Origin of the sequence: Aliivibrio sp. A6 (assembly GCF_028765505.1) — a bacterium.
Lineage (GTDB): Bacteria > Pseudomonadota > Gammaproteobacteria > Enterobacterales > Vibrionaceae > Aliivibrio > Aliivibrio finisterrensis_A.
Genome location: NZ_JARACR010000037.1, coordinates 16,680 through 29,491 on the forward strand (window position 1 = coordinate 16,680; position 12,812 = coordinate 29,491).

Below are 12,812 nucleotides of genomic sequence, written 5' to 3' on the forward strand. Positions count from 1 at the left end.
CATGAAGTTATTGAATATATCAACAGCAGTTTTGCTAAGTTGCTGTGCAATATCGATCTCTGCGAAAGAACAACAAAGTTGGGTTGATACTTTCCTTGAAGAGTTAGGTTCATCAGAAGATATTGATGTCAGTAAAGGGGTTGACTGGGCTGTGCTTCCGGGCCCTTTTGCTAATCCTGAGCAAGGCTTTGGGATCGGAGTTGCTGCTGTAGGTTTGTATTCACCTCTTGAAGATATCGATAGCGCCCCTTTATCTACGGTTAGCATTACAGGGTATGGTTCAACATCTGGGTCTTATGGAATTGGCATTAATAACCGAACGTATTTTGAAAATGATGATTTACGTTTGTTGGTTCAAGCAAAAGCAAGTCATACCCCTGAATACTATTGGGGCGTAGGTAAACAAGCTGCTGAAATAGACAGTAATAAGACTCTTGTTGAAGCTCAAATACTAGGCTTTACGCCAAAAGTAGCTTATCAATTTTTACCAAATACCTATGTACTTTTTGGTGCTGATATGGAGAGCTATCGTAAGCTTTCGTCAGATACTGATACATTAAATCAAAGCGAACTGAAAGATGCATTTTTAAGTGCAGCAACGTTAAGTGTTGAATATGACAGCCGCGATTTTGAACTTAATGCGTATAAAGGAATGCTATTTAGTATTAACTGGAATGCTTATCGTACTGAATTTGGTTCCGATGTTGATTTTGATGAGATAACTGTGAATTATCGTCAATATTATAAAATGACGTCTGATACCGTTCTTGCTTGGGAAATATACGCGCAAGATATTCAAGGAGATGCCCCTTGGTTTGCGCTATCAGCTCTAGGTAGTGATAAGAGAATGCGAGGGTACTACTCTGGGCAATACAGAGATAATAGTCAGCTCTCCTCCCAACTTGAGGTTCGTCATCAATTTAATCAACGTCATGGAATGGTTGCATGGGTCGGCGGAGGAAATATCGCTGACAGTTATCAGGGGTTACTTGATAGTAAATGGCTTCCTACCTACGGGATAGGTTACCGATTTGCGTTTAAACCAAGGGTTAACGTGAGATTGGATTATGGTCTAGGGAAAAATAGCCAAGCTGTCTACTTTCAAATAAATGAAGCGTTCTAGAAGGATTCAATATGAAAAATAAAATAGCGTCCATTGTTATTAGCAGTCTTTTATATGGTGCGTCTTTTTCTTCGTTTGCAGAAGCACCTGTTGGCGTTAGGCCCTGTTGTGCATTTGGAACCAATTTACAAACTGAAGTGGGGGGGATCCCTGTTCCTTTTGTATCCGTTGAGAATGTATTAAATATTGATGATCTTGGTGATCATATTTATAACGATGGCAGTCAAGGCATTACAAGCAGCTTGATGGGTTTTGGTGATGAAAGTAATGGCATTTTTTATTCAGAGAAAGGCGGATTTTTAGATTCTGCTCATATTCGGGATACTGCCGATTTTACTTATTATCTCTACGGAGAGTTTTATGCTCATTTAGGTACGGATCACAAGGTTACATTGTCACCTGAGCTAAAAAATCGTGTTGTTCAGTTACATGCTAGTTCTGACGTTTACACAGAAACTGAACGCCAAAAAATGAGCATTGAATTAGCAGCGCTAACGGCTTATCGATTCGCTCAGTGGCATGAAATAGCTCAATGGTTTGGAATGGAATCGGTAGGTGGCTTTAAAGAATATGCTTCTGCTTTTTCGCCAGAAGATCTGTATTCAAATATGCTTGGTGCATTATTGGCGAGCGACGTTATTACAGCGAAACCTAAACTAAGCAAAGATGATTTTTCTTTGGCGATGACTAAAGCGATTAAAGCAAAGTTTATTGAGCTAGATGTAGGTACAAAAGAAGAGTCCAAAGCACAAATTAAAAAGATGGATGGCAAATGGTGGGACAGCAGTAAGCGTTTACCAAATAAATGGGTAGTGATCCATAGAGAGTACCATTTAGGAACAGAGCTTAAGCCTAATGGAATTAAGAATGGTGTAGAAGAAAGTGTATCAACGAAGCATGAAGCCTTAGTGACTTTTAAGTTAATGCCAAACAAAAATGACATCGCTTTTTCGGCATTGCCTGAATCATTAAAAAGTAAGCCTTATTGGACTCCGAATGACTTCCAACAAATTGCAGATTTTGCGAAAGCTCATGATGATAAAGAGCGAGTATTAAAAAATAAGTAATACCAATTCCAATAATTTTCAGACAATAAAAAGCCTCGAATAGGGACTTTATAAATAAAGTATTATTCGAGGCTTTTTTAATATTTTACGAATTACGCTTTTGCTTTACCTGTTTTTGGCACAGTACCAAACTTTTCAGTACTGAAGCCTTTAATTAAACTAACGCACATCATTAGTAGAATAAACGTAAACGGTAGAGCGGTAGAAACCGTACCAGCTTGTAGTGCTTGCATTGCTTCTGTACCACCAACCCATAGTAATACTGCAGCAATAGAACCTTGAACGGTTGCCCAGAATATACGCTGAGGAACAGGAGCGTCGACTTTACCACCAGCAGTGATACTGTCGATAACCAATGATCCTGAATCTGATGACGTTACAAAGAACACCATGATAAGTACGATAGAAATAACAGACAGTGCTGTACTCATTGGCAGTGCATCATACATGTTAAACAGTGCCATCGTAATGTCTTCTAAGCCATTAGCACCAAGCTCACCAACTTTGTTCTTCACTTGTTCAATCGCAATACCACCAAACGCAGACATCCATAATGCCGTTGCTAATGTTGGAATAATCATTACAGAGATTAAGAACTGACGAACAGTACGGCCTTTAGAAACACGAGCAATGAACATACCTACGAATGGTGACCAGGAAATCCACCAAGCCCAGTAGAATACTGTCCAACCGTGCATCCAAGTTTCATCTTCACGGCCGTGTGGGTTACTCAGAGGAATAATATTCTCAATATATCCTGTTACCGTTAATGGTAATGTGCTCATTACATCAGAGAAACCGATGAAAATAATGAAGAACAATAAAGCAACAGCAACTAGCATGTTTACGTTACTTAGTAGTTTTACACCACCATCGATACCGCGAATAACAGAGATCATTGCAAGCATAGTAACGAAAATGATCACGCCTATTTGCATATTAACGCCACCATCGGTACCAAATACATGATTGATGCCGCCTGCTGCTTGTTGAGCACCAAGACCAAGAGAGGTAGCAAGACCAAATAGCGTAGCAAGTACCGTCATGATATCAATAATATGACCAAACCAACCCCATGTTCTATCACCTAAAATAGGATAGAAAACAGAACGCATAGATAGCGGTAAGCCCTTGTTATAGGTAAAGAAAGCTAATGATAAAGCCACTAAACCGTATATTGCCCAAGGGTGAATACCCCAGTGATACATGGTTCCGCCCAGAGCCAGTTTTTTAGCTTCTTCGGTAAATGGTTCAACATCTAGAGGTGTACCATACCAGTCAGTGAAGTAAGCAAGAGGCTCTGCGACACCATAGAACATTAAACCAATACCCATACCAGCAGCAAACAGCATTGCCATCCATGAGATTGTAGAGTGTTCAGGTTTTGCATTATCGCCACCAATTCGAATTTTACCGAAAGGCGATACGATTAACCCTAAGCAGAAAACAAGGAAAATGTTGCTAGACCACATAAATAAACCATCAAAATTATCGATGATTTGTAACTTTATGCCGTCAAGAAGGGATTTGGCTTCTGCTGGATCCATAATTAGAAGCACAGTAAGAAATAAAATTATAGCACCAGCACTAATACCAAAAACTTGGTTATGTATATCAAAACCCCATTTTTGAATATTGTCTTGTCCAACTTCATAATCAGTACTGTCAATACTGTACTTATCGGTAGTATTCATGTGTCCTCACATAATATTCGTAACAGCTCCCATTGGAGTCTGTCAAGCGGCTGCAACATTCTTGTAACAGCTTTTTCGTAACGAATAGTATCAGACTTAAGATTTTAATAAAATATATTTGTATCGAGGTTGATATAAATAAAAGTGCCTTAAAACATAAGCTTAAGGCACTTTTGTTCTATACGATTAATTAATGGTCAAGGTATAGATAGTTTTGCCAAGATTTCATACGGATTAGTACTTTTCTCATGATGGAAACATGCTCAAAGCTATCAGAGTAAACAGATATTTCTGCATTAGAACCTGCTGGAAGATGAAATTCAGAAACATCGTCAGTTAATTTTAACTTAACTAAAGCGCGACCATTTGTTCTGATTGCGTTTGTACCTAATAAAGCACCGGAAGCTTGGATTTGACCTTCACCAATGGCTGGAATAACTTCGACCACTTCACCTTGAAATACACGACCAGGGATTGCTCTAAATAAAAACTCTGCTTTAAATCCTTTTTGTAAACGTTGAAGAGAGTTTTGGCGGAATGCACCAACAAAAAATTCATCTTCTGTGTGGACAAAGGTCATTACAGGTCGCAAAGGAAGAGGGACAGCCATCATACCCGGACGAAGAGCCATTTGAGTCACATAACCATCTGTTGGTGCTCTTACAACGGTTTCATCTAAATTGAATTGCGCTTGTTCTAATTCTGCACGCGTACGAGCAACCGTTGTATTCTCTCCGTTTATCTCAGACTCTAAAGCCAGTTTTGCTTGTTGCTCTTGAGCTTGAACAGATTCTACCGTTGCCTCTGCTGCTTTATAGTTTTGCTTTCTTGTATCAAGTTGTTGAGCAGTAAATGCGCCTTTTTTGTAGCCTTTTTCGTAACGCTTAAATTCACGATACGCTTTGTCTTTTTCGGCGATGGCTTTAATTGTATTGGCTTGCGCTGATTTATAGATAGATTCCAGCTGTAAAGCCGCTTGCTCTGCTTCGTTTAATGCAGCTTGCTTACGGATAACTTCTGCTTGAAATGGGATATCATCGATTTTAAACAATATATCACCGGCAGCAACAGGTTGGTTAGGAACCACATTTACCTCAGTTACCTTACCTTTAACGCTTGGTACGATGGGTGTTGTTACATAAAATTGACTGCCAAATTGCGTGAAAGGGTGGTTGTAGTTCATTAATAAAACCAGCGTACCAACGAGCACAACGCCACCTAGACCCGCAGTAGGAACTGTCCATTTATTTAAAGGGATCTTAAATATTTTGAAGATGGCAATACATAACGCGGTATACGTAAGAATAAGCAATAAATCCATTATACTTGCTCCTCTTTAGATGGTTGGCTAGGTGATGATTTTGCTTGATTCACTTCTAGCTGTGATAATTTTTCAGTCAATAGCTCAACTTGGTCATTAAGATGATTAACACGAGTTTGAAGCTCTAATTGGTTATTTTCGATTTTGTGGAAGCCCCAACCGCGGTCTTCACGCCATAAGGTTGCCCAAATCCATAAGAATGGCCACAACACATGAAGCGTAAATAAGCTGACCCAGCCTGCAATGTGTATTGCATCTGAATGGGGATGGTCACGTTTATGGGCGATTTCATACGGAATGTCATGAATGACGATGATCCCATAGAAAATAACCAAGGCAACAAACACCAATAACCCAAGAGCAAAATAATCTAAAAACATAAACGTATCCTTGTTTATAATTAAGTTGTTAACAAATTATATATTTTTTAGTAACTTGAGTGTGACACTGCTAGATTAAATACGCAAGTAGGGATGTTGTTTTGATAGAAAAAAACCGACATATATCTATGTCGGCTATTTAATAAAGGCTTATGATTTGTTACAAGCTAACGCAGTTACGGCCGCCATCTTTTGCGCGATATAGCGCATTATCCGATGCTTTTATTACTTCTTGAGGCTTACGATATTCTGTATTATCAGCAACACCAATACTAATCGTAACATTCACCACTTTCGTTTTGTTTGCTTTGCCACGTTTTGCTTGCCCTTCTTTTTTATCTTTAGGGCGAGTTGAAGTATCGCGAATGATAAGGTCATAATCAGCAATGTCCTCACGTAATTCTTCAAGGTATTCTAAGCTCTGCTCTGCGGTTTTACCTTTAAATAATACGGTAAATTCTTCCCCGCCATAACGATATACTTTTGCGTTACCACCTGTTTGAGCCATGATACTGGCAACTAATTTTAGAACGTCATCGCCTGTGTCATGTCCATAGGTATCATTAAATTTTTTGAAGTGGTCAACATCAAGCATTGCTATTGTATAGCGACGTCCTAAATGCTTCATTTCTGACTCTAATGCACGACGACCAGGAATGCCGGTTAATTGGTCAATAAAGGCCAGTTCATGGCTTGCAGAGATGATATATAAGAGCAGAAGTAAACCAGCAATAGAAAACATGGTGCTTGAAATAAACTCGACACTGAATAGAGCAAAAGTCAGCGAAGAGTAGAGTAAACAAGTATAAGAGGCTAAATCTGTACTATTATTGCGTGTAAGAACGAAGATAGCAGAAAGCCCACACATGACTAAACTGTAAAGAACAACAATAATTGGAAGAGGAGAAACTTCAGGGATGTTAAGTAAATAGGTCTCCCACATTTCACTCATGTCATTGTCGGCAAAGTGCGCCACAATGATCCAACACCAAAAGAACATAAATAGCAAAATGCCTAAATAACCAGCGCCATATTTTGAGAAAATCCGGCGTTCAGGAAAAATAAACGTCGCCATCATGCATATAGGAAGTAAAAATGCGGTTAGAGTAAATTCAATACGAGTGGTTCCTTGCGATAAAGGAACTTGAAGGCGCTCTTGAATTACCCAGTAGGCAATAGCCATGCTGATGGCGATCATACCGACTCGACCTTGGTTGAAAGGCTGGCTTAAAAGTAGCACAATAAACAACACAATATATGGCAGTATGTATGAAAAACCTTTGTTTTCAGAGGATAGCTGAATAATACCATCCATACCGGTAATCACTGATACAACGATGATTATAGGTAATAGTAATTTAAATAGCGGATGACTCAGAAGGCTAAAAGACATTGTTTTTTAACTAATCCTAACTAATTCTAAAAAAAGAGAGAGATGTCACTAAATTGATAGGACAGGTATGATTCTACCAATAAGATAACTCTATTCATATACTTACATCGCGACTTAGTGCATTTAATAACAATAAGGCATCTATATGGAATCAAATATTCATAACTATATGGAAATTCTTGTTGGAAAACGCTTTATCGAGCTAGATTTCCATCAGTTATATACCCTTGACCAAATAACAGACATGAAATGTATTGCTTTGAATCAGCTTCCAACACTCTATATTCGTTATAGCTTAGATATGTTAGCGGCAACACCTCAAAAAAAATTAGTACGATATAATGAAATGGTTGCTGCTGCTGTTGAAAATGCAGAAAAGATGGTGGTAAATGATCGTAGAGAGCGTAATACAGACTTTGAAAATATTGTGCTTTATGTCCATAAAGATCGATTTGAATTAGAAGATGAAGAAGAACCGTTTTCTGGTGAGCTTAAATTATACCAATCTACATAAGTATTTGATCATTCTTGCTTGTTAAAATCGATTATATCAGCGTTATAAATTTTGTAATTAGATCCACTAGTTACTGTAATTTATGCCTTGCTCTAATCGATTTTTCCTAAGCAATTATCTGAACAACTACTTATCCAGAATGGTATTAGATTAAAAAAAATCCCATATAGTAGAACTGATATGGGATTTAGTTATCTTTGAACTGAAATTAAGCGTCAGTTGACTCGACAGTGTCTTCCATTTCTAAAGCAGGGAAGGCCTGTAATGGTTTTGCTACCATATTACGAGTATCTTCTTTTACTTCCGCTAAAGTTACCTGAAGTTGATCACCTAGTTTGAAGGTTTCATGTTTATCTATTGAAATAGTGCCTTGGTCGGCATTACATTCGATACGCTCTTTGTTATCGACAATCAATGAACCAGGGATGAAAGCAGCAGCGCCATTTTCAATTAAGCGTACACGCATACCTGCACGATTAATATCAAAGATCTCAGCAGTAAATTCCGTGCCTTTTTCGACTTCTGAAGCTAACGTTCTACAGTATAGCCAATCACTTACGTTTCTTTCTGCCATACGGTGATAACGACGGCTTAATGCCAGCTCTTCACCGACAATATCATCAGGGCGTTGTACTGGTTCTTTGCCTAAGATATGCGCTTTTAACATACGATGGTTGATCATGTCGCTGTATTTACGGATAGGAGAAGTCCATGTCGCGTAAATGTCTAAACCCATTGCGTAATGTGGCAGCGGCTCGTTACCGGTTTCACTGTACGTTTGATATTTGCGAATGCGAGCATCAAGGTATGAGGTTGGTTGATTGCCTAATAAGCGACGTAGTTCACTGAAGCCTTCAAGTGTTGCAATGTGCTCTTCTGTGAATGCTACATCATCTAATTGATTTACAATTTCGATCACGTCTTTCAATTTATCTGATTTAATACCAGCGTGAGAGTTAAATACCCCCATGTTAAACGTATTACGTAATGTCTTACCTGCGCAGATATTTGCTGTTACCATCGCCTCTTCAACAAGCTTATTTGCTGTACGGCGCATATCTGCATGAATAGCAACGACGTCATTTTCTTCGTCTAATTCGAAACGGTAATCAGGGCGATCTGGGAAGATCACGGCATGAGTTTGACGCCACGTTGTACGCGCTTGCGCAAATTCGTGAAGTTCAGTAACTACTTGCGAGATCACTTCAGTTGGTTGCCATTTATCACATGATCCCGTTTCTAAGAAATCAGATACATTGTCATAAGCTAAGCGTGCGTGAGATTTAATCGTTGCAGCAAAGAAGTTAATTGACTCTTCATTAATTGTGCCATCTGCGTCTACGTGTACTGTGCAACAAAGGGCTGGGCGCTCTTCGTTTTCGATAAGTGAACATAATTGATCGCTTAAATCACGAGGTAGCATCGGAATGTTGCGACCAGGCAAGTAGATAGTATAACCACGTTTACGCGCCACTTTATCCATGCTGTCATCTGGTGTGATGTAAGCGGTTGGATCGGCGATAGCAATGGTTAGTTCAAAAGAACCGTCAGCTTGCTTTTTAATGTATAGCGCATCGTCCATGTCTTTGGTTGATTCACCATCGATAGTGACGAATGGTGTTTCTGTCATATCTACACGTACTAAATCGGCATCATCTTTGATTTCCCAATTTTCAATGCCTTCAGGCTCTGAATTTGGTAAGTCATTTTGAGCAAGTGTTACCCACCATGGTGCAATCTTGTCATCGCTATCAGTGATTTTATGCGTAACTTCACATAAGAAGCTTTGATCACCTTTTAACGGGTGCTGTGTTAGTTCTGCAACAACCCAATCACCTTCTTTTAAGGTTTCTGGATTTACGCCTTTACGCGCTTTAGCTTTTATTGCATTTTTTAGGCTAGGATGATCAGGCATTACCTGTAGACGTTTTTTAAACATCTGGATTCGGCCGATAAATCGAGTGATTGATTGCTCAATAAGTTGATCTGGCTCTGCTTGTTCTTTATCGTTTTCAGTACGGATCAAAGCCACTACTTTGTCGCCATGCATTACTTTTTTCATTTGTGCTGGCGGAATAAAGATACTTTTTTTCTTATCGTCGGATTCTAAGAAACCAAAACCACGGTCGGTTGCTTTTACTGTCCCTTCTTTTTTAGGGATGTTTTCTTGTATCTGCTGCTTTAATTGAGCAAGTAGTGGGTTATCTTGAAACATAAGCCTTCATACGTATAATTAAGAGAAATAACGACCTAACTTTACTATTGCCCTGTATTGATTACTACAAAAGTCCGCTTAAATATGTAAAAAAGGGTATTTAGCGTACAAAAAACTATCAAAACTAAGAAAATAGAGCTAAATTTGTGAACTTGCTCAATTTTTTCTGGTAATTCTTGCCGTATTAGGGCATCATCCGCGCCCTGAGTTAATCACTTATCTATTCTTTTGTTGTATTAGGTGATTAACTGTCCTGTCCCGAGTGCTTGTGTGTGTGTATGGAACTTGCTGAGCAAATGGGACCGTTTTTATATGTTTAATTATTGGGATCCCAATGTCAGAAACTATTACTGAATTCCGCCAACTGGCTTTAGACGAAACTATCTTATCTGCACTTGACGAAATGGGCTTTGTTGCTCCAACGCCAATCCAAGCAGAATCAATTCCTCTTTTGTTAGCTGGTCGTGACGCACTTGGTAAAGCACAAACAGGTACTGGTAAAACAGCTGCTTTCTCTTTGCCACTACTAAACAAAATCAACCTTAAGCAACATAACCCACAAGCAATCATCATGGCACCAACGCGTGAGCTTGCTATTCAGGTTGCTGCTGAAGTTAAAAACCTTGGTCGTAACATCAAGGGTCTTAAAGTATTAGAGATCTACGGTGGTGCTTCTATCGTTGATCAAATGCGTGCTCTAAGCCGCGGTGCTCATATCATCGTTGGTACTCCGGGCCGTGTTAAAGATTTACTAAACCGTGACCGTCTAAACCTAGGCGAAGTTCATACGTTCATCCTAGATGAAGCGGATGAAATGCTTAAAATGGGTTTTGTTGATGATGTAACTTGGATTCTTGAAAAAGCACCAGATACAGCTCAACGTATCCTGTTCTCTGCAACTATGCCTCCAATGGTTAAAACAATTGTTGACCGTTACCTACGTGATCCTGCGCGTGTTGATGTTGCTGGTACTAACCACACTGTTGATAAAGTAACGCAAAACTTCTGGATCGTTAAAGGTGTTGAAAAAGACGAAGCAATGTCTCGTCTTCTTGAAACGGAAGAAACTGATGCGTCAATCGTATTCGTTCGTACTCGTCAAGATACAGAGCGTCTAGCTGATTGGTTAAGTGCTCGTGGCTTTAAAGCTGCTGCTCTTCACGGTGATATTCCTCAGTCTCTACGTGAGCGTACTGTTGACCACATCAAAAACGGTGTTATCGATATTCTAGTTGCAACTGACGTTGTTGCACGTGGTCTTGATGTTCCACGTATTACACACGTATTTAACTACGATATCCCATTTGATGTTGAATCTTACATCCACCGTATCGGTCGTACTGGTCGTGCTGGACGTAAAGGTAAAGCGATTCTTTTAGTTCGCACAAACCAAATTCGTATGCTACGTACGATTGAGCGTGTAACTAAATCTACAATGGTAGAGATTGAACTTCCACATCGTGATCAAGTTGCAGAAGCTCGTCTAGCGGTTCTTGGTGCTGAATTAGCAGCAGAAAAAGAATTCGTTGCACTAGAAGCGTTCTCTGACTTAATCACTAAATTACAAGAAACATTAGAAGTTGACGCAGCGACAATCGCAGCAATGCTTCTTAAGCGTCAGCAAGGTAAGCGTCCTTTATTCTACAAAGGTCCGGATCCAATGATCGCTGCAATGGAGCGCGCGAAAAATCGTCGTCCTGAGCGTGGTGATCGCGGTGACCGTCCTGAGCGTGGTGGCCGTGGTGATCGTCCTGAGCGCGGTGAGCGTCGTCAATACAATAACGATGACTTCGATACGTACCAACTAGAAGTAGGTCGTGAGCAAGGCGTTCAAGTTAAAGACATCGTTGGTGCTCTAGCTAACGAATTAGGCTTTACTAAAGGCGCTATCGGTGCAATTAAACTTGCTCCGGGTCACACTTACGTACAGTTACCTAAGAAAATGTCTGCAGATGTTGCAAGCAAACTTAAGCAACTACGTATTCGTCAAAATGAAGTGAAAGCGGTTGTTGTTGAAGGTGTAGACCTAACAATTGATCGTCGTCCTCGTACTGGCGGTGGCCGTGATGAGAACCGTGGTGGCAACAGCAACAGCAACAGCCGTGGTGGTTACCGTGGTAATCGTGAAGGTGGTAACCGTGAAGGTGGCCGTGGTGGCGAACGTCGTTTTGACCGCAACAAAGGTGGCGATCACCGTGGCAGTCACCGTGGCGAAAGAGCTCCAGGTGCAAGCCGTGCTCCACGTAAACCTCGCAACGAAGATTAATCAATAATTTATTGATAATAAAAACCGAGCTCAAGTAGCTCGGTTTTTTTATGCCTATTATTTTAGTGGGTATAATACCAATCTACATAAGTATTTGAGCATTCTTGCTTGTTAAAATCATTAACCTAAATATAAATAACAGCGATTTAAAATAGTTGTTCTCGTTTTTATAAAAGAGTGGTATTTTTCGAAATTAGTAACGCTTAATAAGGTTACTGGACGTGACTAATTTTTGTTAATGGAAAACAAAATGGATAATCAAATTCGATTACGCGCTTTAGAGCAAACGGATCTTCGCTTCATTCATCAATTAAATAATAACCGTTCTATTATGTCTTACTGGTTTGAAGAACCGTACGAGTCGTACTATGAACTAGAAGATTTGTTTCGAAAGCATATTCATGACAGTAATGAACGCCGCTTCATTGCTGAAAACGAAGAGCAGCAATCTATAGGGTTAGTTGAACTAGTTGAAATAAACTCTATTCACCGTAATGCTGAATTTCAAATCATTATTGCACCAGACTTTCAAGGTTGTGGTTATGCAAGAAGTTTAATTAATAAAGCATTAAACTATGCATTTACCATTTTAAACCTTCATAAAGTTTATCTTCATGTTGCGGTTAATAATGATAAAGCAATTTACTTGTATGAGGCGTGCGGCTTTGTAGAGGAAGGACACTTAATCAAAGAAATTTTTGTAAATGGTCAATACTGCGATGTTAAACGAATGTACCTTTTGCAAGATGATTATCTAAGCCAAAAAAAATAACGCTAAATTTATGAGAATGCGCATTGCTGCTTTTTCTTATTCTTATACAAAAGGGAGCTGGTAATCA

General features: G+C 39.4%; 10 protein-coding genes. 5 read left to right on the top strand and 5 right to left on the bottom strand.

Annotation, left to right across the window (positions count from 1 at the left end):
• The first annotated feature begins 1 nt into the window (after position 1).
• Entirely contained in the window at positions 2-1,123 is a 1,122-nt protein-coding gene (locus tag PVK70_RS16585) for a BamA/TamA family outer membrane protein (protein ID WP_130049166.1), read from the top strand.
• A gap of 11 nt (positions 1,124-1,134) precedes the next feature.
• On the top strand, positions 1,135-2,190 hold the full coding sequence (locus PVK70_RS16590; RefSeq protein ID WP_130049165.1) for a DUF4056 domain-containing protein: 1,056 nt from the start codon (positions 1,135-1,137) through the stop codon (positions 2,188-2,190).
• Positions 2,191-2,282: 92 nt separating this feature from the next.
• On the opposite strand, the gene PVK70_RS16595 is transcribed toward PVK70_RS16590, so the two are convergent.
• The 4 genes from PVK70_RS16595 to PVK70_RS16610 all read right to left on the bottom strand — a co-directional run bounded on the left by PVK70_RS16595 (position 2,283) and on the right by PVK70_RS16610 (position 6,978).
• Positions 2,283-3,884 carry a BCCT family transporter gene (locus tag PVK70_RS16595; protein ID WP_130049164.1) on the bottom strand — a complete coding sequence of 534 codons (1,602 nt, stop codon included), beginning with the start codon at positions 3,882-3,884 and terminating at the stop codon, positions 2,283-2,285.
• A 190-nt stretch (positions 3,885-4,074) separates the two neighbouring features.
• Complete coding sequence (locus PVK70_RS16600; protein WP_130045443.1) at positions 4,075-5,205, bottom strand: HlyD family secretion protein; 1,131 nt, start codon at positions 5,203-5,205, stop codon at positions 4,075-4,077.
• Positions 5,205-5,585, bottom strand: a complete 381-nt coding sequence (locus PVK70_RS16605) for a DUF3302 domain-containing protein (RefSeq protein WP_130049163.1) — start codon at positions 5,583-5,585, stop codon at positions 5,205-5,207. The genes PVK70_RS16600 and PVK70_RS16605 overlap by 1 nt, the downstream gene beginning before the upstream one ends.
• Positions 5,586-5,745: 160 nt before the next feature.
• Positions 5,746-6,978, bottom strand: a complete 1,233-nt coding sequence (locus PVK70_RS16610; protein ID WP_165366891.1) for a GGDEF domain-containing protein — start codon at positions 6,976-6,978, stop codon at positions 5,746-5,748.
• 145 nt (positions 6,979-7,123) lie between these two features.
• Between PVK70_RS16610 and PVK70_RS16615 the strand changes: the two genes are divergently transcribed.
• On the top strand, positions 7,124-7,492 hold the full coding sequence (locus PVK70_RS16615; RefSeq protein WP_130049162.1) for a late competence development ComFB family protein: 369 nt from the start codon (positions 7,124-7,126) through the stop codon (positions 7,490-7,492).
• 208 nt (positions 7,493-7,700) lie between these two features.
• Here the strand turns inward: PVK70_RS16615 and PVK70_RS16620 are convergent, their stop codons facing one another.
• The gene (locus PVK70_RS16620) at positions 7,701-9,707 is read right to left on the bottom strand and encodes an exoribonuclease II (protein WP_130066670.1); all 2,007 of its coding nucleotides are present in this window, start codon (positions 9,705-9,707) and stop codon (positions 7,701-7,703) included.
• Positions 9,708-10,041: 334 nt separating this feature from the next.
• Between PVK70_RS16620 and PVK70_RS16625 the strand changes: the two genes are divergently transcribed.
• Entirely contained in the window at positions 10,042-11,973 is a 1,932-nt protein-coding gene (locus PVK70_RS16625; protein ID WP_130049160.1) for a DEAD/DEAH box helicase, read from the top strand.
• A 250-nt stretch (positions 11,974-12,223) separates the two neighbouring features.
• Entirely contained in the window at positions 12,224-12,745 is a 522-nt protein-coding gene (gene speG / locus PVK70_RS16630; RefSeq protein WP_165367238.1) for a spermidine N1-acetyltransferase, read from the top strand.
• The last annotated feature ends 67 nt before the right edge of the window (positions 12,746-12,812 follow it).

Excerpts from the sequence above, each read along its gene's own strand:
- PVK70_RS16585 (WP_130049166.1), top strand. The coding sequence starts at position 2 with ATGAAGTTATTGAATATATCAACAGCAGTTTTGCTAAGTTGCTGTGCA.
- PVK70_RS16590 (WP_130049165.1), top strand. The coding sequence starts at position 1,135 with ATGAAAAATAAAATAGCGTCCATTGTTATTAGCAGTCTTTTATATGGT.
- PVK70_RS16595 (WP_130049164.1), bottom strand. The coding sequence starts at position 3,884 with ATGAATACTACCGATAAGTACAGTATTGACAGTACTGATTATGAAGTT.
- PVK70_RS16600 (WP_130045443.1), bottom strand. The coding sequence starts at position 5,205 with ATGGATTTATTGCTTATTCTTACGTATACCGCGTTATGTATTGCCATC.
- PVK70_RS16605 (WP_130049163.1), bottom strand. The coding sequence starts at position 5,585 with ATGTTTTTAGATTATTTTGCTCTTGGGTTATTGGTGTTTGTTGCCTTG.
- PVK70_RS16610 (WP_165366891.1), bottom strand. The coding sequence starts at position 6,978 with ATGTCTTTTAGCCTTCTGAGTCATCCGCTATTTAAATTACTATTACCT.
- PVK70_RS16615 (WP_130049162.1), top strand. The coding sequence starts at position 7,124 with ATGGAATCAAATATTCATAACTATATGGAAATTCTTGTTGGAAAACGC.
- PVK70_RS16620 (WP_130066670.1), bottom strand. The coding sequence starts at position 9,707 with ATGTTTCAAGATAACCCACTACTTGCTCAATTAAAGCAGCAGATACAA.
- PVK70_RS16625 (WP_130049160.1), top strand. The coding sequence starts at position 10,042 with ATGTCAGAAACTATTACTGAATTCCGCCAACTGGCTTTAGACGAAACT.
- speG (WP_165367238.1), top strand. The coding sequence starts at position 12,224 with ATGGATAATCAAATTCGATTACGCGCTTTAGAGCAAACGGATCTTCGC.